The sequence below is a fragment of the Bacillus sp. 166amftsu genome, from assembly GCF_900107445.1.
In the GTDB taxonomy this organism is placed as follows: Bacteria; Bacillota; Bacilli; order Bacillales; family Bacillaceae_G; genus Bacillus_A; species Bacillus_A arachidis.
This window is the reverse complement of record NZ_FNQA01000001.1, coordinates 224,765-248,234: the sequence shown is the minus strand read 5'-3', so window position 1 is coordinate 248,234 and position 23,470 is coordinate 224,765. Positions and strand designations below refer to the sequence as shown.

Sequence of the window (23,470 nt, the reverse complement as noted above, 5' to 3'; positions counted from 1 at the left end):
TGTGTCAATTCAAAAAATTGATGGAAAACGTTTATCACAAATGATTATTCAAGGAGCGAATAATTTAACGAACAATGTTCAGCTTGTTGATGCATTGAACGTTTTCCCAGTTCCAGATGGCGATACCGGTACAAATATGAATTTATCAATGACTTCAGGCGCACGTGAAGTAAAATCAAACCCTTCGCAGCATGCTGGTAAAGTCGGTGTAAGCTTAGCAAAGGGATTATTGATGGGCGCGCGCGGTAACTCAGGAGTTATTTTATCTCAATTATTCCGAGGTTTCTCTAAGTCTATTGAGCTAAAAGAAGAGTTAACAACAGTTGATTTTGCAGCAGCTTTAGAAGCTGGTGTAGAAACAGCGTATAAAGCGGTTATGAAACCGATTGAAGGAACGATTTTAACAGTTGCAAGAGAAACGGCTAAATATGCAGTCACAGTTGCGAAAAAACAACGCGACTTTGTTTTGTTTATGGAAGACGTTGTAAAAGAAGCGAATGCATCGTTAAATCGTACGCCAGATTTATTACCTGTATTAAAACAAGTTGGCGTTGTAGATAGCGGTGGTAAAGGTCTTGTTGTTGTATACGAAGGCTTTTTAGCTGACTTAAAAGGAGAGACAATCTCTTCAGATGAAATTGCGCAACCATCTATGAATGAAATGGTACGTGCAGAACATCACCGTAGTGTACAAAGCCAATTGAGTACAGAAGATATTAAATACGGATATTGTACGGAGTTTATGGTGAAATTAGAGCCTGAAAAAGTAAAGGAACATAATTTCTCTGAACAAAAATTCCGTGAAGATATTAGTGTATATGGAGATTCACTACTTGTTGTATCGGACGATGAAATTGTAAAAGTTCATATTCATGCAGAACATCCTGGGGATGCAATGAACTACGGTCAACGTTACGGTAGTTTGATTAAAATTAAAGTAGAAAATATGCGTGAACAGCATACTGCTCTATTAGATGGACCAACACCAATGCATGAAGAAGTGAAAGAACAGAAAGAAAAACAGCCGTATGGTATCGTAACTGTAGCGATGGGATCCGGTATTAAAAACTTATTTGAGAGCATTGGTGCAACTGAGGTTATCGAAGGTGGTCAAACGATGAATCCAAGTACGGAGGACATCGTGAAAGCAATTGAAGACGCAAATGCTGAAAAAATCATTATTTTACCGAATAACGGGAATATTGTGATGGCAGCAGAACAAGCTGCTTCTGTTGTTGATCAAGAAGTTATTGTTATTCGCTCAAAGACTGTTCCTCAAGGAATGGCTGCGATGTTGGCATTTAACCCAGCTGGAACATTAGAAGAAAATGAAGAGAACATGAAAGAAGCGCTAACGCATGTGAAAACAGGTCAAATTACGTATGCAGTTCGTGATACGGAAATTGATGGTGTAGAGATTCAAAAAAATGATTTCATGTGTATTGCAGATGGGAAAATCGTATCTACAAATGCTAAAAAGGTAGATGCAGGGAAGCAGCTGCTAGAAAGCATGATTGATGAAGATTCTGAGATCGTAACAATTTTGCAAGGTGAAGATGCAACAGATGAAGAGGTTGCAGAATTAGTTGCGTTTGTAGAAGAGAAGTTTGAAGAGGCAGAGGTAGAGGTACACCAAGGAAATCAACCTGTATATTCTTTCATTTTCTCTGTAGAATAAGATAAATTCCTTTTGATAATAAGGGGAAAATTGTTTATTTGCTAATGAGCAAGAATGAATGACGTAAATTGTCTGCAGTTCTTATTCAAAAGGCTAGTATATGGATGAGAAAAGGGCCTTACTGCTATAGTGAGGCTCTTTTCTTTCATATATCTTTTTTCGAATTATATATGATAAAAAATTCACATAGTTTGCTTGTTTAAATAAGTAGACATTTATATAAATACAAATTGAAAAATAGATAGAAAACCTTTTTTTAGACGGTAGAGATGGTCCGATCATGGATAGAGGTGGTTGCCTATTTTAACCCCATGTCATGTGAAAGCAGAGTGAATGTCTCCTTTTGTTTTTGTAGCTGCGACGTATATGTTAGAAAATCAAAATCGTTTTATATAGGTGATCATGTATAAGGCTAGTGTCCTTTAGAATGCCTATGATAGAATAGAAAAGGCAGAAGTGGGCGATTACAAGCTAGGACGACATTAGATGTATGAGTTATATGGAATTGTATATCTATCTAAATTGGTATGTAGAATATACTTGAATAAAACTAAGAAAAATGATGTGACGGAGCGTGAAAATCTTGAATGAAGTTGTGCAAATTCCTATTACGGATGTAAAGGGAATCGGGGAAGAGACATCTGAATTATTACATGAGATGGGAATTTATACAGTTTCCCACTTATTAGAGCATTTTCCGTACCGTTATGAAGACTACGCGATGAAAGATCTGGCAGAAGTGAAGCATGAAGAGCGTGTAACAGTGGAAGGGAAGGTACATAGTGCTCCTTTATTACAATACTATGGAAAGAAAAAATCACGTCTTACTGTTCGTGTGCTTGTTGGACGCTATTTAATTACAGCTGTATGTTTTAATAGACCGTACTATAAGCAAAAATTGAAGCTTGATGAAACGGTGACGATTACTGGGAAATGGGATCAGCATCGTCAGACGATTTCTGTTTCTGAGCTTCACTTTGGTCCAGTTGTACGTCAGCAAGAAGTAGAACCTGTGTATTCCGTCAAAGGAAAATTAACAGTAAAGCAAATGCGCCGTTTTATTGCACAAGCTATAAAAGAATATGGTAACTCTATAGTTGAAGTGTTACCAGATGGTTTATTAAGCCGTTATAAGTTGCTACCTCGATATGAAGCACTTCGGGCATTGCATTTTCCAGTTGGACAAGAAGATTTAAAGCAAGCGCGTCGACGATTTGTATATGAAGAATTTTTCTTATTCCAGCTCAAAATGCAAACTCTTCGTAAGATAGAAAGAGAAAATTCAAAAGGGACAAAAAAAGATATTTCTATGAAAGAATTAGAAGAGTTCACTGACGCGCTTCCATTCCCGCTCACTGGTGCGCAGCGCCGCGTTGTTTCTGAGGTTATGAAAGATATGCAGTCTCCTTATCGGATGAATCGGTTATTACAAGGAGATGTTGGATCGGGAAAAACGGTCGTAGCTGCGATTGCTCTTTATGCAGCAAAACTTGCCTATTATCAGGGAGCGTTAATGGTTCCTACTGAAATATTGGCAGAACAACACTATCAGTCACTAGCAGAGATATTTTCTCATTTTAATATGAACGTAGAATTATTAACAAGCTCGGTTAAAGGAGCACGTCGTCGTGAAATTTTAGCAAAACTTGAACAGGGCGAGATAGATGTTCTTGTTGGGACGCATGCTTTAATTCAGGATGAGGTCATTTTTCATAGACTTGGACTTGTTATCACTGATGAACAACATCGCTTTGGTGTAGCGCAGCGCCGCGTTTTGCGAGAGAAAGGTGAGAGCCCAGATGTGTTGTTTATGACAGCAACACCTATTCCTCGTACATTGGCAATTACAGCCTTTGGAGAGATGGATGTTTCTATTATTGATGAAATGCCAGCTGGACGTAAAGTGATTGAAACGTATTGGGCAAAACATGACATGTTAGAACGAGTTCTTGGCTTTGTGGAGAAGGAAGTGAAGAAGGGGAGACAAGCTTATGTAATTTGTCCACTTATTGAAGAATCTGAAAAGCTTGATGTGCAGAATGCAATTGATTTACATAGCATGCTAATGCATCATTATCAAGGGAAATTTCAAGTAGGATTAATGCACGGACGCTTATCTTCTCAAGAAAAAGAAGAGGTGATGGAGCAATTTAGTGAAAATACAGTGCAAATTCTTGTTTCAACAACTGTAGTTGAGGTTGGTGTTAACGTGCCGAATGCAACAGTTATGGTAATTTATGATGCGGAACGTTTTGGTTTATCGCAATTGCATCAGCTTCGAGGTCGTGTTGGGCGTGGGAGTGAGCAATCTTACTGTTTGTTAATTGCGGATCCGAAATCGGAAACTGGGAAAGAGCGTATGCGCATTATGACGGAAACAAATGATGGATTTGTATTATCGGAAAAAGATTTAGAGTTACGTGGTCCTGGGGATTTCTTTGGAAGTAAGCAAAGTGGTCTACCAGAGTTTAAGGTAGCTGATATGGTACATGATTATCGAGCATTGGAAACGGCGAGACAAGATGCATCCATACTGGTTGATTCAGAAGCATTTTGGCATAATGAACAGTATGCGCCGCTGCGTGTATATCTTGAAGGAACAGGTGTGTTTCAAGGGGAAAAGCTCGATTGAAAGTGAAATGTGCAAATTTTTTTGTTGCATTCTACTTTTAATGATTATATACTACTGTTAGTACCTAGTCATAAAAATGGATGGTGCGGTATGAAAAAAAGAAGAAGTAAGAAAGAAAGACAAGCATTATTACAACAAACAATAGAAACAAATCCTTTCATCACGGATGAAGAATTAGCAGAGCAATTTCAAGTAAGTATACAAACGGTTCGTCTTGATCGAATGGAATTATCTATTCCAGAGCTAAGAGAGCGAATTAAATATGTAGCAACACGGCAACATGAAGAAGATGTGAAATCTTTACCGTTAGAAGAAGTGGTAGGGGAAATAATTGATATAGAATTAGATAGACATGCAATTTCTATCTTTGAAGTAAAGATGGAGCATGTATTTAAAAGAAATCAAATTGCACGTGGGCATCATTTGTTTGCTCAAGCAAACTCACTAGCTGTTGCAGTTATTGATGAAGAACTAGCTTTAACTGCAAAGTCTACCATTCGATACATTCGTCCTGTAAAATTAGGAGAACGCGTTGTTGCAAAAGCACGCGTTGAGGATGTGGAGAATGATAAAGGACGGACGGTTGTCAAAGTGCGTAGCTTTGTTGGAGAAGAACTTGTTATTACAGGCACTTTTGAAATGTATCGATCTAGTAACTATAGTGAGGAAGGTAACAATTTATGAAAATCGTAATAGATGCAATGGGTGGCGATCACGCTCCAAAAGCAGTTGTATTAGGAGCAATGAAAGCTATTAAGGAATATTCAGATTTACATATAACATTAGTAGGAAAAGAAGAGGGAATTCGTCAATATTTAACAAATGAAGAACGTATTACAATCCTTCATACAGACGAAATGATTGAAGCAACAGACGAGCCGGTAAGAGCTGTTCGCCGTAAAAAGCAAGCTTCAATGGTGCTCGCAGCACAGCAAGTAAAAGATGGTATAGCAGATGCTTGTATATCAGCGGGTAGTACAGGAGCTTTGATGGCGGCTGGATTATTTGTTGTAGGTCGAATGGAAGGGATTGAACGACCAGCTTTATCCCCTACAATGCCAACTGTGGATGGCGAAGGTTTTGTGATGCTAGATGTTGGAGCAAATGTTGATGCAAAACCGATCCATTTATATCAATACGCGGTTATGGGGTCTGTTTACGCTGAGAAGGTAAGAGGGATTCAAAATCCACGCGTCGGACTTTTAAATGTTGGTACGGAAGATGGGAAAGGAAATGATCTTTCAAAACAAGTATTTTCCATGCTAAAAGATGCACCAATTAATTTTGTAGGAAACGTTGAATCAAGGGATTTATTACAAGGTGTAGCCGATGTAGTTGTATGTGATGGTTTTACTGGTAATGTTGCATTAAAATCATTAGAAGGAACTGCACTTGCATTATTTTCTATGTTAAAAGAACAATTAATGAGTTCGTTCACAAGTAAATTAGCGGCAGCGGTATTAAAACCGAAGCTGATGGTATTAAAAGATAAAATGGATTATTCGGAGTATGGCGGAGCGGCTTTATTTGGATTAAAAGCGCCTGTCATTAAGGCTCATGGATCTTCTAATGATCAATCGATTTTTAGTGCGATTCGTCAAACGAGAGAAATGGTAGCGAAAGAAGTAATTCCTACAATTTCAAGTGTAATAGAGAAAGAGCCGCTTCAATAAGAGGAGGATTTGAAATGGGAAAACTGGCATTTCTTTTTCCGGGCCAAGGTTCACAGGCAGTTGGAATGGGACAGCAATTAGCAGGGAATAATAAAGAGGTTGCAAGAATATTTCAAAAAGCAGATGAAGTTTTACAAGAGTCTCTTTCATCGTTGATTTTTGAAGGACCTCAGGAAAAGTTAACATTAACGACAAATGCGCAGCCAGCACTATTGACGACAAGTATTGCAATCTTAACAGCTTTGAAACAATATGATATTACACCCGATTATGTTGCAGGACATAGTTTAGGTGAGTATAGCGCACTTGTGGCAGCGGGAGCATTAACATTTGAAGATGCTGTTTACGCTGTGAGAAAACGTGGCGAATATATGGAAGAAGCTGTGCCGAGTGGAGAAGGTGCAATGGCTGCTATTTTAGGAGCAGACCCAGATGTTCTGAAACAAGTTACAGAAGAAGTGACGAGTGAAGGTCATGCTGTGCAAATTGCTAATATGAATAGCACGAAGCAAATTGTTATTTCTGGAACGAAACGAGGAGTAGAACTCGCTTCTCAAAAAGTGAAGGAAAATGGTGCGAAACGAGCAATCCCACTTCGTGTGAGTGGTCCATTCCACTCTTCATTAATGAAGCCGGCAGCTGAGAAGTTTCAAAGTGTTCTAAACGAAATTACAATTCAAGATGCGAACATTCCAGTTGTTGCGAACGTTACGGCAAATTGCGTAAGTCGTAGTGAAGATATTCAAGAAAAGCTAATTGAACAGCTCTATTCACCTGTGTTATGGTACCCATCTATTGAACAAATGGTAGAACAAGGGGTAGATACATTTATTGAAATCGGTCCTGGGAAAGTTCTTGCTGGTCTTATGAAATCAATTGCTCCATCTGCGAAGGTATATGCGATATATGATGAAGAGACATTGAAAGATACCATTTCAAGTTTGAGAGGAGAAAGCGGATGTTAAAAGGGAAAGTAGCGTTAGTAACAGGTGCATCACGCGGGATTGGCCGTGCAATTGCAATTGATTTAGCAAAGCAAGGAGCATCGGTTGTAGTAAACTATGCTGGTAATGAGCAGAAAGCAAACGAAGTAGTTGATGAAATAAAAAAACTTGGTTCAGAAGCAATCGCAGTAAGAGCGGATGTTGCTAATGCTGAAGAAGTTACAAGCCTGGTAAAGCAAACTGTAGATACATTTGGACAAGTTGATATTCTTGTGAATAATGCCGGAGTAACAAGAGACAATTTATTAATGCGTATGAAAGAAGAAGAATGGGATACAGTTATTGATACAAACTTAAAAGGTGTATTCTTATGTACAAAAGCAGTATCTCGTTATATGATGCGTCAGCGTCATGGTCGCATTATCAATATCGCTTCTGTTGTCGGTGTTACAGGAAATCCTGGTCAAGCGAATTACGTTGCAGCAAAAGCGGGAGTAATTGGATTGACTAAGACTTCTGCGAAAGAATTAGCTAGTCGCAATATAACAGTTAATGCAATTGCTCCAGGGTTTATCGCTACTGATATGACAGATATATTAGGCGAAAACGTAAAAGAGGAAATGCTAAAATTAATACCTGCTGCTAAGTTTGGAGAAGCGCAAGATATTGCGAATGCTGTTACATTTTTTGCTGCTGATCACAGCAAATATATTACAGGACAAACACTACATGTTGATGGCGGTATGGTAATGTAATAAAAGAAAAGATTTCACCTAGTTTTTTTGTGAAATATTTAATATAATATTTGAGGGGAGGTGAATGAATTATGGCAGATGTTTTAGAGCGTGTAACGAAAATCATCGTGGATCGTTTAGGAGTAGAAGAAACAGAAGTAGTACCAGCTGCAAGCTTTAAAGAAGATTTAGGTGCAGACTCCCTAGATGTAGTTGAACTTGTAATGCAATTAGAAGATGAGTTTGAAATGGAAATTTCTGATGAAGATGCAGAGAAAATTGCTACTGTTGGCGATGCTGTGACTTACATAGAGAGTCATCTATAATGTTTGAGCGAAGTCCCGTTTTATAGCGGGGCTTTCTCGGCTTATATCTGGAGGGACCTATGCCGTACCGAAAATATAGAGAAAAGAAATATGAAACAAAATATCGTGAAGCTTTTAAAACGTTCCAACAAAAAATAGGTATTACGTTTACAGACGAAAAATTATTGATTCAAGCATTTACGCATTCATCGTATGTGAATGAGCATCGAAAAAAGCCACATGAAGACAATGAACGTCTTGAATTTCTCGGAGATGCTGTATTAGAACTAACTGTATCACAGTATTTGTTTCAAAAATATCCGACAATGAGCGAAGGAGAATTAACAAAGTTGCGTGCAGCTGTTGTGTGTGAACCATCTCTTGTCCGTTTTGCGAATGAAATGTCATTTGGTAATCTCGTTCTATTAGGAAAAGGTGAAGAAATGACAGGCGGACGTGAACGACCAGCTTTATTAGCGGATGTCTTTGAAGCGTTTATTGGTGCCCTTTACCTTGATCAAGGATTGGATACAGTTTGGGAATTCTTAAAAGAAATTGTATATCCGAAAATTAATGAAGGTGCTTTTTCTCATGTGATGGATTATAAGAGTCAATTACAAGAATTAATTCAACGTGATGGTAGCGGTAATATTGAGTACCAAATTTTGCAAGAAAAAGGACCTGCTCACAATCGAGAATTTGTGTCACGTGTGACATTAAATGGCGTAGCTCTTGGTCTTGGTAGCGGCAAGTCGAAAAAAGAAGCAGAACAACAAGCTGCTGCAGAGGCGTTGAAAACGTTAAAAGAACAATCATAAGGAATCCCCCTTTAAATGAGGGGGATTCCTTGTGCATAGAATAAAACTTTATTTTTATTTCGATATAAAAAATAAATATGAATCCGTACAGTAGCTTGGTTTTACAGACATAAACCATGGAAACGGAGAATAGGGGGAAGGCCTTTCGTGTTTTTAAAGAGATTAGAAATAGTAGGATTTAAATCCTTTGCGGAGCGTGTATCTGTTGATTTCGTCCCAGGTGTAACCTCTGTAGTTGGTCCCAATGGAAGCGGAAAGAGTAATATTACAGATGCAATTCGCTGGGTGCTTGGTGAACAATCTGCAAAATCATTACGCGGTGCAAAAATGGAGGATATTATTTTTGCGGGAAGCGATACACGAAAAGCAGTTAATGTTGCAGAGGTAACATTAACATTAAATAATGAAGATCAGCGTTTACCAATTGAGTATAATGAGGTGAGTGTTACACGTCGTGTTACTCGCTCGGGAGATAGTGATTTTTTTATTAACAAGCAATCTTGTCGACTAAAAGATATTGTTGATTTATTTATGGATTCTGGTATGGGACGAGAAGCTTTCTCGATTATTAGCCAAGGGAAAGTAGAAGAAATTTTGAGCAGTAAATCTGAAGAACGTCGTGGTGTGTTTGAAGAAGCGGCAGGCGTATTAAAATATAAGCTTCGTAAAAAGAAAGCTGAAGGGAAATTAGGAGAAACACAAGAAAATTTAAATCGTGTGCAAGATATTATTCACGAATTAAGTAGTCAAGTAGAACCGCTTGAACGACAAGCTTCTATTGCGAAAGATTATCTTGAGAAAAAAGAAGAATTAGAAAAAGTTGAAGCCGCTCTTATTGTATATGAGATTGAAGAATTACATGAAAAATGGGAAGCGCTTAGAAAGCAGTTTGGACATAATAAAGATGAAGAAGTAAAAATGTCAACGCATTTACAAAAAAGTGAAACAGAGCTCGAGGAATTGCGCGGACAATTGCAAGCGATTGATGAATCTGTAGATTCCTTGCAAGAAGTTCTCCTTCTTTCTAGTAAAGAGTTAGAAAAATTAGAAGGTCAGCGTGAATTATTAAAGGAACGAAAGCAAAATGCAACAACGCATTGCGCGCAGCTTGAGCAGTTAATTATTGAGTTGACAGAGAAAGCTAAGATTTACGATGGAGAAATAGAAACAAGTACAGAAGAACTTATGAAATTTGCGAATCAGGTAAAAGAGTTAGAACAGAAGCTACATGAAAATGAGAAACTTCTTTCTACATATGCGGAAGACCTGGAAGAGCAAATTGAACATTTAAAAGGTGATTATATTGAATTGTTAAATCAACAAGCAAGTAACCGTAATGAACTATCTATGCTTGAGGAACAATTCAAACAACAAAATTCTAAAAATCAACGCCTTGATGAAGAAAATGAAAAGTATGTACAAATGCGCCTGCAAATTACAGCTAAAAAGGCAAAACTTGTAGAGGGTTATGAACAAGTAAAAGAGAAAGTTACAAGTGTTATTACAAATATACAAAAAACAGAATCGGCACTTGGAAAATGTAAGGCGCAATATAGTGAAAATGAAACAAAATTGTATCAAGCATATCAATTTGTTCAACAAGCTCGTTCTCGAAAAGAAATGCTAGAAGAGATGCAAGAAGATTACTCTGGATTCTATCAGGGAGTGCGTGAAGTATTAAAAGCTCGTGAAAACAAGCTTCAAGGTATTGAAGGTGCGGTAGCTGAACTACTTACGGTACCGAAAGAATATGAAGTTGCTATGGAGATTGCACTGGGCGCAGCGATGCAACACGTTGTTGTTCAAACGGAAGAGCATGCCCGCAAGGCAATTGCCTTTTTGAAGCAAAATCGCCATGGGCGTGCAACGTTTTTACCGCAGGCAGTTGTTAAAGGAAGATCGTTATCAATTGAACAACTACGCATGGTAAAGCAACATCAAGCGTTTGTAGGTGTGGCAGCGGAACTCGTGCATTACGATAATAGATATGAAAACATAATTTCAAATTTATTAGGAACAGTCATTGTTGCTAAAGATTTAAGAGGTGCGAATGAACTAGCAAAGCAATTGCAATATCGTTACCGTATTGTAACGGTTGAAGGTGATGTTGTGAATCCAGGCGGTTCTATGACTGGTGGAGCTGTGAAGCAAGCTAAATCATCCTTATTAGGACGCCAGCGAGAATTAGAAGAGTGGAGCAAGAAACTTGCTGAAATGGAAGAAAAAACTTCTAAGTTAGAAAACTTCGTTAAAGCGTTAAAACAAGAAATTCAAGAAAAAGAAGTTAAGATAAAAGAATTACGTCACGATGCGGAACAAGAGCGTGTCGTTGAACAAAAATTAAAAGAAGAAATTAATCAACTAGAGCTAGAAGAGCATCGCATTAATGACCGTTTATCCATCTATGATTTAGAAATAGAAGGATTTTTACAAGATCAAGTGAAAATGCAAGGGCGAAAACAAGAGTTGGATGGAATTTTAGCAGAGCTTCAAAAAGATATCACAGAGCTTGATGAAAGAATTATTGCTTTAACCAAGCAAAAAAGTGAGCAGCATTCTTCAAGAGAAAAAGTTCAGACAGAGATGACGGAGCTAAAAGTACAAGCGGCAGAACAGCAGCAACGTTTGTCTAATCAAAAGGAGAAAGTAGCTCGTTTAACGAAAGAACAAGAAGAAACAGAGCGAACATTGGTAAAAACAAAAGAAGATTTAGCGTTCTTAAAGCAAGAAATGACATCCAATTCAAGCGGTGAAGAGCAAATTACGAATATGATTGAAAAGAAAGCACACGATCGAAATCAAACATCGGAATTAATTAGTTCTCGTCGTGAGCAACGTCTGACTCTTCAAGAACGGGTAGAACATATAGAGCGTGAAGTAAAAGAGACGAAAGGACGACATAAATATGTTCTTGAGGTCTTAAAAGATCAAGAAGTGAAAATCAATCGTCTCGATGTTGAATTAGAAAATAGATTGCAACATTTACGCGAAACGTATACGATTTCATTTGAAGCAGCAAAACTGAAATATACAATGACGATGCCTGCTGAGGATGCGCGTAAAAAGGTGAAATTAATTAAAGTATCTATTGAGGAACTCGGAACCGTAAACTTAGGGGCGATTGAGGAGTACGAACGTGTAGCGGAACGACATGAGTTCTTGTTAGAACAGCGAGACGATTTAGAGGAAGCAAAAGCGACATTGCACCAAGTTATTATGGAAATGGATGAGGAAATGAAAAAACGTTTCTCTACTACATTCCAAGCAATTCGTATGGAGTTTCAATCCGTTTTCTGTGAGTTGTTCGGCGGGGGAAGAGCAGACTTAGTGATGACAAATCCGGAAGATTTATTAAATACGGGCATTGATATTGTTGCGCAGCCACCAGGTAAGAAACTACAAAATCTAGGTTTGCTTTCAGGTGGAGAACGTGCTTTAACCGCAATTGCACTGCTATTTGGTATTTTAAAAGTGCGACCTGTTCCGTTCTGTGTACTAGATGAGGTTGAAGCGGCGCTTGATGAAGCAAATGTAGGTCGTTTTGCGCAGTATTTGAAAAAGTTTAGTGATGAAACGCAGTTTATTGTTATTACACATCGAAAAGGTACGATGGAAGAATCGGATGTACTGTACGGGGTGACAATGCAAGAATCAGGTGTTTCTAAGCTTGTTTCCGTTCGTTTAGGTGACGGGGAAGAAGAACTTGTTACAAGTGAATAGGAAGGATGAGAAGAATGAGTTTCTTTAAAAAATTAAAAGAAAAGATTTCAAAGCAAACAGATACTGTAACTGAAAAATTTAAGCAAGGATTAGAAAAAACAAGAAATTCATTTGCGGATAAAGTAAATGATCTAGTATATCGTTATCGTAAAGTTGATGAGGATTTCTTTGAAGAATTAGAAGAGATTTTAATTGGTGCAGATGTTGGTATTACAACTGTAATGGAGCTTATCGATCAGCTGAAGGAAGAAGTACAACGTCGTAATATTCAAGATCCAAAAGAAGTACAAGCTGTTATTTCTGAAAAATTAGTAGGGATTTACAAAGGTGATAAGGACTTCAGTAATGAACTGAATATGCAACAAGATCAATTAACGGTTATTTTATTTGTTGGTGTTAATGGTGTTGGGAAAACGACAACAATTGGTAAAATGGCTCATAAGTTTAAATCAGAAGGCAAGTCTGTCCTATTAGCAGCAGGAGATACGTTCCGTGCAGGAGCGATTGAACAGCTAGAAGTATGGGGAGAGCGTGTTGGTGTGGAAGTAATTAAACAAGGATCTGGTTCTGATCCAGCAGCTGTTATGTATGATGCAGTTCAAGCTGCAAAAGCGCGTAAAGCAGATGTCTTGCTATGTGATACAGCAGGACGCCTGCAAAATAAAGTGAACTTAATGAAAGAGTTAGAAAAAGTAAAACGTGTCATTGAGCGTGAAATTCCAGGTGCTCCTCATGAAGTGTTGCTTGTCATTGATGCAACGACTGGACAAAATGGTTTAAGTCAAGCAAAAACATTCCGTGAAGCAACAAATGTTACAGGTATTGTTTTAACAAAATTAGACGGAACGGCTAAAGGTGGTATTGTATTAGCAATTCGTAATGAGATGGACGTACCAGTGAAATTTGTTGGGCTTGGAGAACAAATGGACGACTTACAACAATTTGATCCAGAACAATATGTGTATGGTTTATTTGCAAATTTAGTAGAAAAAGAAGAAATATAAAGTGGAAGAAGCGGTGTTATCGCTTCTTTTTTATAAAAAATATAGGATGTTAAGAAAAAAACTTGACACTCTTTTAGACTCCATGTAAACTAATCCATGTAAAGGGAAATCACTTAACAAAGGATGATCCAACATGCTCGAAAAAACAACGAGAATGAATTATTTGTTTGATTTTTACCAATCGTTGTTAACGCAAAAACAAAGAAGTTATATGTCGCTTTATTATTTAGATGATTTATCTCTTGGTGAAATTGCGGAAGAATTTGATGTGAGTCGCCAAGCAGTGTATGATAACATTAAACGGACTGAAGCGATGCTTGAAGAATATGAAGAAAAATTAGTATTACTTCAAAAGTTTCAAGAGCGAAAGCGACTTGTTGCAAAGCTAAAACAGCTAATCGGCGAAGAAGAGCATGTGAATGAAGAAATGAAACAAGTTGTTGAAGCTATCGAAAAATTAGATTAGGAGGGCGGCAATATGGCATTTGAGGGATTAGCCGACCGACTTCAACAGACGATGCAAAAAATCCGCGGCAAAGGAAAAGTTTCCGAAGCCGATGTAAAAGAAATGATGAGAGAAGTTCGTCTAGCTCTTTTAGAAGCGGATGTTAACTTTAAAGTAGTAAAAGATTTTGTAAAGCGTGTGTCTGAGCGTGCTGTCGGACAAGATGTGATGAAGAGTTTGACACCTGGACAACAAGTAATTAAAGTTGTACAGGAAGAACTGACAGAACTTATGGGTGGAGAGCAAAGTAAAATTGCTGTCGCTAATAAGCCTCCAACTGTTATTATGATGGTTGGACTTCAAGGAGCAGGTAAAACAACAACGACAGGTAAACTTGCGAATTTGCTTCGTAAAAAGCATAATCGTAAACCAATGCTTGTTGCAGCTGATATTTACCGTCCAGCAGCGATTAAACAGCTTGAAACACTAGGAAAGCAATTGGATATGCCTGTATTCTCATTAGGAGATCAAGTAAGTCCTGTTGAAATTGCAAAACAAGCGATTGCAAAAGCAAAAGAAGATCATCATGATTATGTTTTAATCGATACAGCAGGTCGTCTGCATATTGATGAAGAACTAATGGATGAATTAGCGAAAGTAAAAGAAGTTGCTAAGCCGGATGAAATTTTCCTGGTTGTCGATGCGATGACAGGACAAGATGCGGTCAATGTTGCACAAAGCTTCCATGAACAGTTAGGTTTAACAGGTGTTGTATTAACAAAATTAGATGGTGATACGCGCGGTGGTGCAGCATTATCTATTAAAGCAGTAACAAACACACCAATTAAATTTGCTGGTATGGGCGAAAAGTTAGATGCACTTGAAGCATTCCATCCTGAACGTATGGCATCTCGTATTTTAGGGATGGGTGACGTTCTAACATTAATTGAAAAGGCGCAAGCCACAGTTGATGAAGAAAAAGCAAAAGAACTTGAGCAAAAAATGCGTACGCTTTCGTTTACACTTGATGATTTCCTTGAGCAACTTGGACAAGTGCGTCAACTTGGACCGCTTGATGAATTGCTAGGGATGCTTCCAGGTGCAAATAAAATCAAAGGGCTGAAAAATGCACAAGTTGATGAAAAGCAAATTGGGCATATTGAAGCTATTATCCGTTCTATGACAAAAGTAGAACGCGAACAACCGGAAATAATCAATGCTAGTCGTAAAAAACGCATTGCCAAAGGTAGCGGTACAACCGTACAAGAAATCAATCGTCTATTGAAACAGTTTGAAGATATGAAAAAAATGATGAAGACGATGACAGGCATGCAAAAAGGTAAGAAAAAAGGACTAGGTGGATTGAAGTTTCCATTTATGTAAGGAAAAAAAGATGGCTCTGTTAAGAAAAAATACTTTACAAAGCAATAGTCTTTTTGCTAATATAATTATCTGTGTGAAATAAATTCGGAGGTGCTTTATAAATGGCAGTTAAAATTCGTTTAAAACGTATGGGAGCTAAAAAGACTCCTTTCTATCGTGTAGTTGTTGCAGATTCTCGTTCTCCTCGTGACGGACGTTTCATCGAGGAAATCGGTACTTACAATCCAGTTGCTCAACCAGCTGAAGTGAAAATCAACGAAGAAGCAGCATTAAAATGGTTAGGAAACGGTGCGAAACCATCTGATACAGTTCGTAATCTTTTCTCTAGCCAAGGCATTATGGAGAAATTCCACTTATCTAAACAAGGTAAGTAATTGAGGTAATGGCTATGAAAGGGTTAATCGTAACGATCGTCAAGCCTCTTGTAGATCATCCTGAAGATGTAAAGGTTACACAGGAACTTTGCAACGGAGAGATAAAATATCGATTAACCGTACATCCTGAGGATGTTGGAAAAGTCATTGGAAAGCAAGGGCGAGTTGCGAAAGCAATTCGAATGCTCTTGTATTCAGTGGGACATCATAATCATGAAAAAGTTACACTGGAAATTCAATAAATATGAAAAGGGCGAGGATCTATTCCTCTCCCTTTTTTAACATTTTAAGAGAAGTTGCATGTTCTACATATGGAATGGAGATGCTTAAATTATATAGAAAACAGGGGTGACATGCTGTTTATGACAAAATGGTTTAACGTAGGAAAAATTGTAAATACTCATGGTGTTAGAGGAGAAATTCGTGTCATTTCTCGTACTGATTTTCCAGAAGAACGATATCAGGTAGGAAATACACTATACATATGGAGCGATAAAGGAGCGGAACCGCTTCCGGTAAAAATCACTTCTCATCGTCAACATAAAACATTTGATTTATTGACATTTGAAGGATATAACAACGTGGATGAAGTAGAGAAATTTAAAGGGTCTCTATTAAAAGTACCAGAAGATCAATTAGGTGAACTTGCTGAAGGTGAGTATTATTACCATGAAATTATTGGTTGTAAAGTTGTAACAGAGGATGGAGAGGCGTTAGGGACGATAAAAGAAATTCTATCTCCTGGTGCAAATGATGTATGGGTAATTAAACGTCCAAAAGGACAAGATCTTTTAATTCCATATATTGATGATGTTGTACTGCAAGTTAACATCGAAAATAAACTAGTAACCATTCATGTGATGGAAGGATTGCTATAATGAAAATTGATATTTTAACATTATTTCCAGATATGTTCACTGGTGTATTTGGATCTTCAATTTTAAAAAAAGCGCAAGAAAAAGAAGCAGTTAAGCTGAGGGTTGTAAATTTCCGTGACTATACAACAAGTAAGCATAACAGTGTGGATGATTATCCGTACGGCGGAGGTGCAGGTATGGTTTTAACTCCGCAACCCATTTTTGATGCTGTAGAAGAATTAACGAAAGAAACAGAATGTAAACCAAGAGTTGTATTAATGTGCCCGCAAGGAGAACGATTTACCCAGAAAAAGGCAGAAGAGCTTGCTGGGGAAGAACATGTTATTTTTGTGTGTGGTCATTATGAAGGATATGATGAACGGATTCGCGAACATCTTGTAACAGATGAGATTTCTATTGGTGATTATGTGTTAACGGGTGGAGAATTAGCATCTATGGTTATTACGGATAGTGTTGTGCGTCTTTTGCCAGGAGTGCTTGGAAATCAAAACTCACAAGTGGAAGATTCTTTTAGTACGGGCTTATTGGAACATCCACATTATACACGTCCAGGCGATTTTCGTGGTATGAAGGTACCGGATGTACTCATGTCAGGAAATCATAAGAATATTGAAGAATGGCGTCATAAGGAATCATTGCGCCGCACATATACGCGTAGACCGGATTTACTTGAAGAACGTGAGTTGTCAAAGCAAGAAGAAAAATGGCTTGAGCAGATTAAAGAAGAACAATAACAACTGCATATATTTTCTATTGCAACAGGCCTAGCAATGTGCTATTATAACATTTGTGCTACTGAAAGCAGTAGCCGTATTAACGATGTTCCGCTGTAATTTATTAATGACTTTATAAGAGCATCTGTTTAAAGGAGAGAATTGAATATGCAACAATTAATCGCAGAAATTACAAAAGGCCAATTAAAAACTGACCTACCTTCATTCCGTCCTGGTGACACTTTACGTGTACACGTAAAAGTAGTTGAGGGTACTCGTGAGAGAATTCAGCTTTTTGAAGGTGTTGTAATTAAACGTCGTGGTGGCGGAATTAGTGAAACGTTCACAGTTCGTAAGATTTCTTACGGTGTAGGTGTTGAACGTACATTCCCAATTCACACACCAAGAATCGCGAAAATCGAAGTACTTCGCCGTGGTAAAGTACGTCGTGCTAAGTTATACTACTTACGTAACCTTCGCGGTAAAGCAGCACGTATTAAAGAAATTCGATAAGACATGTATGGGAGCTTGTAAATGCACAAGCTCCCTTTTTCCAATCTATATGAAATTTTGATATAATACGGACAGCTTACAAAATTGTGGAGGGGAAATGCATGAAGAAAGAGAAGAGTTCCCTTTGGGAATGGATAAAAGCAATTTTGATTGCTGTTGTGTTGGCTGGTGTCATTAGGCAGTTTTTCTTTGCGCCAATTCTTGTAGATGGCGTATCAATGTCACCGACGCTACATGACCGTGATCGAATGATTGTTAATAAAATCGGCTATCACATTGGAGAACCGAAGCATTTTGATATCATTGTATTCCGAGCGACAGAGGAAAAAGATTATATTAAACGTGTTATCGGCTTACCAGGCGATGAGATTGAGTATCGTAATGATAAACTCTATATTAACGGAAAACCTTATGAGGAACCGTATTTAGACAAGCAGAAAAAACAACTTACTGATGGACCACTTACATATGATTTCAAACTTGAAGAAATCACAGGTAAAAAAACAGTTCCAAAAGGTCAATTATTTGTACTAGGTGACAATCGTCGTTTTAGTAAAGATAGTCGTACCATTGGAACGATTTCGATGGACCAAGTAATTGGGAAAGCGAATACGTTATATTGGCCATTAAAAGATGCACGTATTGTGAAATAAATGAGAAAAAGAAGGTGGCAACATGGCAATCCAATGGTTTCCAGGGCATATGGCAAAAGCGAGGCGCCAAGTAACAGAGAAGTTAAAGTTAATCGATGTTGTAATTGAACTTGTAGATGCTCGTTTACCTTTATCTTCCCGAAATCCGATGATTGATGAAATTATTACACATAAACCAAGATTGGTTGTTTTAAATAAAGCTGATATGGCAGATGATCGTTTAACTAAGCAATGGATTGTTTACTTTGAAGAGAGAGGTCATAAAGCAATTTCAATTAATGCACAAGCTGGACAAGGTATGAAAGAAATTACGGCAGCATGTAAAGTACTTGTAAAAGAAAAGTTTGATAAAATGATTGCGAAAGGGATTAAACCAAGAGCAATTCGCGCATTAATCGTTGGGATTCCGAACGTTGGAAAATCTACGTTAATTAATAAATTAGCCAAGAAAAACATCGCGAAAACAGGCGATCGCCCAGGTGTTACAACAGCTCAGCAATGGATTAAAGTGGGTAAAGAGATGGAACTGTTAGACACGCCAGGTATTTTATGGCCAAAATTTGAAGATGAGTTAGTAGGACTTCGCCTTGCAACGACTGGTGCAATTAAAGACTCTATTTTAAACTTGCAGGATGTAGCGGTTTATGCACTTCGCTTTATGGAAAAATATTACCCAGAACGTTTGCAAGAGCGTTATAAATTAAATGTAATTCCAGAAGATATTGTAGAATTATTTGATGCAATCGGAAAGAACAGAGGCTGTTTAATGGGCGGTGGCCTTGTTGATTATGATAAAACATCAGAACTTGTTCTGCGAGAACTTCGGGGTGGTAAACTCGGAAAAATGACATTTGAAACACCAGATGAATTTGTAGAAGAGGTATAAGACGTGCGTTTGTGCGTCTTTTCTTTTTGGTTATGTTTAAAAGGAGTGTACACTAATGCAAAAAATTACGATACAAGAAGTGGAAAGTATACTACAAGAGATTACGAATGAAGAAGATGAACGTTTTCAAATGTTGACGCAAGATGAACGAAAAGGTGTTCAAAAATTAATTGTGAAATGGCATAAACAAAAAGAACTGGTACAAAAAGAAAGAGAACAATTTTTAGAGATGTCTAAATATGAACAAGCATTGCGTGAACGGGGGCTCTCCTATATTGCGGGGATTGATGAAGTAGGGAGGGGACCACTAGCTGGGCCTGTTGTTACGGCTGCTGTCGTTCTTCCGGAGGATTTCTATGTGCCAGGGTTAAATGACTCTAAAAAGCTAAGTGAAGCGAAACGTGAGCGTTTCTATAATGAAATTAGAGAAAAGGCAATAGCGATTGGTGTTGGAATTGTATCACCTCAGGTTATTGATGAGATAAATATTTATCAAGCAACAAAACGAGCAATGTTAGATGCGATTGCGAATTTATCATGTACACCAGATCATTTATTAATTGATGCAATGAAACTTCCTACTCAAATTCCACAAACGTCTATTATTAAAGGAGATGCCAAAAGTATTTCTATCTCGGCTGCTTCCATAATTGCGAAAGTCACACGTGATCGTATGATGAAGGAGCTAGGTAAGGAACATCCTGAATATGGTTTTGAACAGCATATGGGGTATGGAACGAAACAACACTTACAAGCGATTGAAACATATGGTGTATTAGAAGAACACCGAAAAACATTTGCCCCGATTAAAGATATGATTGAAAAATAAACTGTGAATTCACAGTTTATTTTTTTATTTTCGCATATTAACATTACTATTTTCAAAAAAGAATAAAGCGATTTCAGTTTTCTGACACTTTATTGTAGACAGCGTGGCAATCATTTTATACAATGGCAATGTAGTGTTTTTTAAACATTAAAAAACTTTTTGAGTAAAACAGGAAAACAGGGGAGGATGGGACCATGAATATCCATGAGTACCAAGGTAAGGCAGTCCTTAGAAGCTATGGGGTTAGCGTTCCGAACGGAAAAGTTGCCTTTACAGTAGAAGAAGCTGTAGAAGCAGCGAAAGAATTGGGAACAGATGTATGTGTAGTGAAAGCACAAATTCACGCTGGTGGACGCGGCAAAGCTGGCGGTGTAAAAGTTGCGAAAAATTTAGATGAAGTTCGTACATATGCGGAAAGTATTTTAGGTACTACGCTTGTTACACATCAAACAGGTCCTGAAGGTAAGGAAGTAAAACGCTTACTTATCGAAGAAGGTTGCGATATTAAAAAAGAATATTATGTTGGTCTAGTTTTAGACCGTGCGACTTCTCAAGTTGTTCTAATGGCTTCTGAAGAAGGCGGCACAGAAATTGAAGAAGTAGCAGAGAAAACACCAGAAAAAATCTTTAAAGAGTATATCGATCCAGCAGTAGGTCTGCAAGGCTTCCAAGCACGCCGCATTGCATTTAACATCAATATTCCAAATGAGCTTGTAGGACAAGCTGTGAAGTTTATGATGGGCTTATATCGTGCTTATATCGAAAAAGATTGTTCTATTGCAGAAATCAATCCACTTGTTACAACAGGTGACGGGAAAGTAATGGCATTAGATGCAAAATTAAACTTTGATTCTAATGCATTATATCGTCATAAAGATATTTTAGAACTTCGTGATCTTGAAGAAGAAGATCCAAAAGAAATCGAAGCTTCTAAATATGACTTAAACTATATTCCTTTAGATGGAAATATTGGTTGTATGGTAAATGGTGCAGGGTTAGCAATGGCAACAATGGATATCATTAAACATTATCATGGTGATCCAGCTAACTTCTTAGATGTTGGTGGCGGTGCTACAGCTGAAAAAGTAACAGAAGCTTTCAAAATTATTCTTTCTGACAAAAATGTAAAAGGTATTTTCGTTAACATTTTTGGTGGCATTATGAAATGTGACGTAATCGCAGAAGGTGTTATTGAAGCAACGAAACAAGTAGGTCTTGAATTACCACTTGTTGTTCGTCTTGAAGGTACAAATGTTGAATTAGGGAAGAAGATTTTAAATGAATCTGGTTTAAATATTGTTGCAGCAGAATCTATGGCAGACGGTGCACAAAAAATTGTTTCACTAGTGGGCTAATAGAAAGCGGGGGAGAAAAATGAGCGTATTAGTTAATAAAGATACAAAAGTTATTGTACAAGGTATTACGGGTTCACAAGGTTTATTCCATACAAAGCAAATGATTGAATACGGTACGAAAATTGTCGGTGGTGTAACACCTGGTAAGGGTGGCACTGCAATTGAAGGCGTACCTGTCTTTAATACAGTAGAAGATGCTGTAAAAGCAACGGGAGCAAACGCTTCAGTTGTATACGTTCCACCCGCTTTTGCGGCTGATGCAATTATGGAAGCTGTTGATGCAGAGATTGATTTAGTAGTATGTATTACAGAAGGAATCCCTGTATTAGATATGGTAAAAGTAAAAAAATATATGGTAGGTAAACAGACACGTTTACTTGGACCGAACTGTCCGGGTGTAATTACACCTGATGAATGTAAGATTGGGATTATGCCAGGATATATTCATAAAAAAGGTCATGTAGGTATTGTATCTCGATCTGGTACATTGACATATGAAGCTGTACATCAATTAACACAAGAGGGCATTGGTCAATCAACTGCTGTAGGTATCGGTGGTGACCCTGTTAATGGTACAGACTTTATCGATGCGTTAAAAGCGTTTAATGAAGATGAGGAAACACATGCTGTTATTATGATTGGTGAAATCGGTGGAACAGCAGAAGAAGAAGCTGCTGAGTGGGTAAAAGCAAATATGACAAAACCTGTTGTTGGATTTATCGGTGGTCAAACAGCGCCTGCAGGGAAACGTATGGGCCATGCTGGTGCCATTATTTCTGGTGGAAAAGGTACAGCTGCTGAAAAAATTAAAACAATGGAAGCTTGTGGTATCAAAGTTGCTGAAACACCAGCTGTTATGGGTGAAACTTTAATCTCTGTTTTAAAAGAAAAGGGATTATTTGAAACTTGTAAAAACTATTAATCTTTTTGAAAGACACCTTCGTGCTAGAGGGTGTCTTTTTACATTTTTTACAGTTAACATAATAAAAATTATGGGTGAGGAGAATAGTTATGAAAAAGGAACGATTGCTCCATCTTCATTATGTGTTAGCAGATCATTGGAAAGCATTAACTCGCTTATTATATATTGATCCAGAGGTAAAAAAACTGTATAGTTTTAGTGCGATGGAATTGGAAAAATATACTGGGTTAACTTCGAAAAAATCTTCAGAATTAGTTAGCTTCTTACAAACAACTACCCCTTCGCAATGTATACGCCATTTAGAAAAAAATCATATTTTTTATATTACAATATGGGATGAGGATTACCCGAAGTTGTTGCGTGAAATACCGAATCCTCCCTTTGTTTTATACGGAAAAGGGCAAAGGAAGTTTCTTAATAAAGCAAACAAAATAGCTGTAGTGGGAACAAGAAAACCGTCTTTATATGGAAAAGATAGCATACAATCTATTTTACAACCGCTGATATACAAAGACTGGTTAATTGTGAGCGGCTTTGCAAGTGGAATTGATACAATCGCCCACGAAATTACAGTGCATCAACAAAGTTCAACTATTGCTGTATTAGGACATGGGTTACAGTATATGTATCCAAAAGAAAGTAATTATTTTTATAATATGTGGAAAAAACATATGTTGCTATTAACCGAATATCCACCTCATTACCCTCCACGAAAATGGTATTTCCCAAAAAGAAATCGAATTATAAGTGGACTTTGTAAAGGTGTTTTAGTTGTAGAGGCAAAATCAAGAAGTGGATCACTTATTACTGCAGATTTCGCTTTAGAGCAAAATAGAGAAGTATTTGCGCTTCCTGGCCCCATATTTAAGGAAAGTTCAGCAGGGACAAATCAGCTTATTCAGCAAGGCGCGAAACTTGTGCAGAAAGCGGAGGATATTCTCGAGGAATTTTTAATTTAACCTTATATTTTTATGTTTTTATTAAACAATTATTGACAAATGGTAGACTATC

At 37.6% G+C, this 23,470-nt stretch carries 23 protein-coding genes; all 23 read left to right on the top strand.

Features of this window, described 5'->3' with window-relative positions; genetic code table 11:
* Nucleotide 1: 1 nt before the first annotated feature.
* The 23 genes from BLV40_RS01340 to dprA all read left to right on the top strand — a co-directional run bounded on the left by BLV40_RS01340 (nucleotide 2) and on the right by dprA (nucleotide 23,418).
* Entirely contained in the window at nucleotides 2-1,678 is a 1,677-nt protein-coding gene (locus BLV40_RS01340; protein WP_090687119.1) for a DAK2 domain-containing protein, read from the top strand.
* A gap of 583 nt (nucleotides 1,679-2,261) precedes the next feature.
* On the top strand, nucleotides 2,262-4,310 hold the full coding sequence (gene recG / locus BLV40_RS01335; RefSeq protein WP_090687118.1) for an ATP-dependent DNA helicase RecG: 2,049 nt from the start codon (nucleotides 2,262-2,264) through the stop codon (nucleotides 4,308-4,310).
* A gap of 90 nt (nucleotides 4,311-4,400) precedes the next feature.
* Nucleotides 4,401-4,994 (top strand): transcription factor FapR, encoded by a 594-nt coding sequence (gene fapR / locus BLV40_RS01330; RefSeq protein WP_026590297.1) that lies wholly within the window; start codon nucleotides 4,401-4,403, stop codon nucleotides 4,992-4,994.
* Nucleotides 4,991-5,983 (top strand): phosphate acyltransferase PlsX, encoded by a 993-nt coding sequence (plsX, locus tag BLV40_RS01325; protein ID WP_090687116.1) that lies wholly within the window; start codon nucleotides 4,991-4,993, stop codon nucleotides 5,981-5,983. The genes fapR and plsX overlap by 4 nt, the downstream gene beginning before the upstream one ends.
* A 14-nt stretch (nucleotides 5,984-5,997) precedes the next feature.
* On the top strand, nucleotides 5,998-6,948 hold the full coding sequence (gene fabD, locus BLV40_RS01320; protein ID WP_026590299.1) for an ACP S-malonyltransferase: 951 nt from the start codon (nucleotides 5,998-6,000) through the stop codon (nucleotides 6,946-6,948).
* Entirely contained in the window at nucleotides 6,942-7,682 is a 741-nt protein-coding gene (gene fabG, locus BLV40_RS01315; protein WP_090687115.1) for a 3-oxoacyl-[acyl-carrier-protein] reductase, read from the top strand. The genes fabD and fabG overlap by 7 nt, the downstream gene beginning before the upstream one ends.
* Nucleotides 7,683-7,753: 71 nt before the next feature.
* Complete coding sequence (gene acpP, locus BLV40_RS01310; RefSeq protein ID WP_000786062.1) at nucleotides 7,754-7,987, top strand: acyl carrier protein; 234 nt, start codon at nucleotides 7,754-7,756, stop codon at nucleotides 7,985-7,987.
* A 59-nt stretch (nucleotides 7,988-8,046) separates the two neighbouring features.
* A complete protein-coding gene (rncS, locus tag BLV40_RS01305; protein ID WP_026590301.1) occupies nucleotides 8,047-8,784 on the top strand; it encodes a ribonuclease III in 738 nt (245 codons plus the stop codon).
* Nucleotides 8,785-8,931: 147 nt separating this feature from the next.
* A complete protein-coding gene (smc, locus tag BLV40_RS01300) occupies nucleotides 8,932-12,504 on the top strand; it encodes a chromosome segregation protein SMC (protein WP_090687113.1) in 3,573 nt (1,190 codons plus the stop codon).
* A 14-nt stretch (nucleotides 12,505-12,518) separates the two neighbouring features.
* Nucleotides 12,519-13,508: a signal recognition particle-docking protein FtsY gene (ftsY, locus tag BLV40_RS01295; RefSeq protein WP_090687111.1), complete on the top strand. Its 990-nt coding sequence runs from the start codon at nucleotides 12,519-12,521 to the stop codon at nucleotides 13,506-13,508.
* A gap of 133 nt (nucleotides 13,509-13,641) precedes the next feature.
* Nucleotides 13,642-13,974, top strand: a complete 333-nt coding sequence (locus BLV40_RS01290; RefSeq protein ID WP_026590304.1) for a putative DNA-binding protein — start codon at nucleotides 13,642-13,644, stop codon at nucleotides 13,972-13,974.
* A 12-nt stretch (nucleotides 13,975-13,986) separates the two neighbouring features.
* Nucleotides 13,987-15,336: a signal recognition particle protein gene (ffh, locus tag BLV40_RS01285; RefSeq protein ID WP_026590305.1), complete on the top strand. Its 1,350-nt coding sequence runs from the start codon at nucleotides 13,987-13,989 to the stop codon at nucleotides 15,334-15,336.
* 101 nt (nucleotides 15,337-15,437) lie between these two features.
* Nucleotides 15,438-15,710 carry a 30S ribosomal protein S16 gene (gene rpsP / locus BLV40_RS01280; RefSeq protein ID WP_026590306.1) on the top strand — a complete coding sequence of 91 codons (273 nt, stop codon included), beginning with the start codon at nucleotides 15,438-15,440 and terminating at the stop codon, nucleotides 15,708-15,710.
* Nucleotides 15,711-15,724: 14 nt separating this feature from the next.
* The gene (locus BLV40_RS01275) at nucleotides 15,725-15,952 is read left to right on the top strand and encodes a KH domain-containing protein (RefSeq protein ID WP_090687110.1); all 228 of its coding nucleotides are present in this window, start codon (nucleotides 15,725-15,727) and stop codon (nucleotides 15,950-15,952) included.
* Nucleotides 15,953-16,072: 120 nt separating this feature from the next.
* The gene (rimM, locus tag BLV40_RS01270) at nucleotides 16,073-16,588 is read left to right on the top strand and encodes a ribosome maturation factor RimM (RefSeq protein ID WP_026590308.1); all 516 of its coding nucleotides are present in this window, start codon (nucleotides 16,073-16,075) and stop codon (nucleotides 16,586-16,588) included.
* Nucleotides 16,588-17,322, top strand: coding sequence for a tRNA (guanosine(37)-N1)-methyltransferase TrmD (trmD, locus tag BLV40_RS01265; RefSeq protein ID WP_026590309.1), 735 nt, complete (start codon nucleotides 16,588-16,590; stop codon nucleotides 17,320-17,322). Before rimM ends, trmD begins: the two co-directional genes overlap by 1 nt.
* Before the next feature lie 147 nt (nucleotides 17,323-17,469).
* Nucleotides 17,470-17,814, top strand: coding sequence for a 50S ribosomal protein L19 (gene rplS, locus BLV40_RS01260; protein WP_017151244.1), 345 nt, complete (start codon nucleotides 17,470-17,472; stop codon nucleotides 17,812-17,814).
* Between the two features lie 101 nt (nucleotides 17,815-17,915).
* The gene (gene lepB, locus BLV40_RS01255) at nucleotides 17,916-18,467 is read left to right on the top strand and encodes a signal peptidase I (protein WP_026590310.1); all 552 of its coding nucleotides are present in this window, start codon (nucleotides 17,916-17,918) and stop codon (nucleotides 18,465-18,467) included.
* Nucleotides 18,468-18,489: 22 nt separating this feature from the next.
* Nucleotides 18,490-19,353, top strand: coding sequence for a ribosome biogenesis GTPase YlqF (ylqF, locus tag BLV40_RS01250; RefSeq protein WP_026590311.1), 864 nt, complete (start codon nucleotides 18,490-18,492; stop codon nucleotides 19,351-19,353).
* Between the two features lie 55 nt (nucleotides 19,354-19,408).
* Entirely contained in the window at nucleotides 19,409-20,182 is a 774-nt protein-coding gene (locus BLV40_RS01245) for a ribonuclease HII (RefSeq protein ID WP_026590312.1), read from the top strand.
* Nucleotides 20,183-20,376: 194 nt separating this feature from the next.
* On the top strand, nucleotides 20,377-21,537 hold the full coding sequence (gene sucC, locus BLV40_RS01240; RefSeq protein ID WP_026590313.1) for an ADP-forming succinate--CoA ligase subunit beta: 1,161 nt from the start codon (nucleotides 20,377-20,379) through the stop codon (nucleotides 21,535-21,537).
* Between the two features lie 19 nt (nucleotides 21,538-21,556).
* Nucleotides 21,557-22,459, top strand: a complete 903-nt coding sequence (gene sucD, locus BLV40_RS01235) for a succinate--CoA ligase subunit alpha (protein ID WP_026590314.1) — start codon at nucleotides 21,557-21,559, stop codon at nucleotides 22,457-22,459.
* An 89-nt stretch (nucleotides 22,460-22,548) separates the two neighbouring features.
* On the top strand, nucleotides 22,549-23,418 hold the full coding sequence (gene dprA / locus BLV40_RS01230; protein WP_026590315.1) for a DNA-processing protein DprA: 870 nt from the start codon (nucleotides 22,549-22,551) through the stop codon (nucleotides 23,416-23,418).
* Nucleotides 23,419-23,470: the final 52 nt, after the last annotated feature.

Bases quoted from the DNA above. Each gene is read 5' to 3' on its own strand.
- fapR (WP_026590297.1), top strand. From the start codon at position 4,401: ATGAAAAAAAGAAGAAGTAAGAAAGAAAGACAAGCATTATTACAACAA.
- plsX (WP_090687116.1), top strand. From the start codon at position 4,991: ATGAAAATCGTAATAGATGCAATGGGTGGCGATCACGCTCCAAAAGCA.
- fabD (WP_026590299.1), top strand. From the start codon at position 5,998: ATGGGAAAACTGGCATTTCTTTTTCCGGGCCAAGGTTCACAGGCAGTT.
- fabG (WP_090687115.1), top strand. From the start codon at position 6,942: ATGTTAAAAGGGAAAGTAGCGTTAGTAACAGGTGCATCACGCGGGATT.
- acpP (WP_000786062.1), top strand. From the start codon at position 7,754: ATGGCAGATGTTTTAGAGCGTGTAACGAAAATCATCGTGGATCGTTTA.
- rncS (WP_026590301.1), top strand. From the start codon at position 8,047: ATGCCGTACCGAAAATATAGAGAAAAGAAATATGAAACAAAATATCGT.
- ftsY (WP_090687111.1), top strand. From the start codon at position 12,519: ATGAGTTTCTTTAAAAAATTAAAAGAAAAGATTTCAAAGCAAACAGAT.
- BLV40_RS01290 (WP_026590304.1), top strand. From the start codon at position 13,642: ATGCTCGAAAAAACAACGAGAATGAATTATTTGTTTGATTTTTACCAA.
- ffh (WP_026590305.1), top strand. From the start codon at position 13,987: ATGGCATTTGAGGGATTAGCCGACCGACTTCAACAGACGATGCAAAAA.
- rpsP (WP_026590306.1), top strand. From the start codon at position 15,438: ATGGCAGTTAAAATTCGTTTAAAACGTATGGGAGCTAAAAAGACTCCT.
- BLV40_RS01275 (WP_090687110.1), top strand. From the start codon at position 15,725: ATGAAAGGGTTAATCGTAACGATCGTCAAGCCTCTTGTAGATCATCCT.
- rimM (WP_026590308.1), top strand. From the start codon at position 16,073: ATGACAAAATGGTTTAACGTAGGAAAAATTGTAAATACTCATGGTGTT.
- trmD (WP_026590309.1), top strand. From the start codon at position 16,588: ATGAAAATTGATATTTTAACATTATTTCCAGATATGTTCACTGGTGTA.
- rplS (WP_017151244.1), top strand. From the start codon at position 17,470: ATGCAACAATTAATCGCAGAAATTACAAAAGGCCAATTAAAAACTGAC.
- lepB (WP_026590310.1), top strand. From the start codon at position 17,916: ATGAAGAAAGAGAAGAGTTCCCTTTGGGAATGGATAAAAGCAATTTTG.
- ylqF (WP_026590311.1), top strand. From the start codon at position 18,490: ATGGCAATCCAATGGTTTCCAGGGCATATGGCAAAAGCGAGGCGCCAA.
- BLV40_RS01245 (WP_026590312.1), top strand. From the start codon at position 19,409: ATGCAAAAAATTACGATACAAGAAGTGGAAAGTATACTACAAGAGATT.
- sucC (WP_026590313.1), top strand. From the start codon at position 20,377: ATGAATATCCATGAGTACCAAGGTAAGGCAGTCCTTAGAAGCTATGGG.
- sucD (WP_026590314.1), top strand. From the start codon at position 21,557: ATGAGCGTATTAGTTAATAAAGATACAAAAGTTATTGTACAAGGTATT.
- dprA (WP_026590315.1), top strand. From the start codon at position 22,549: ATGAAAAAGGAACGATTGCTCCATCTTCATTATGTGTTAGCAGATCAT.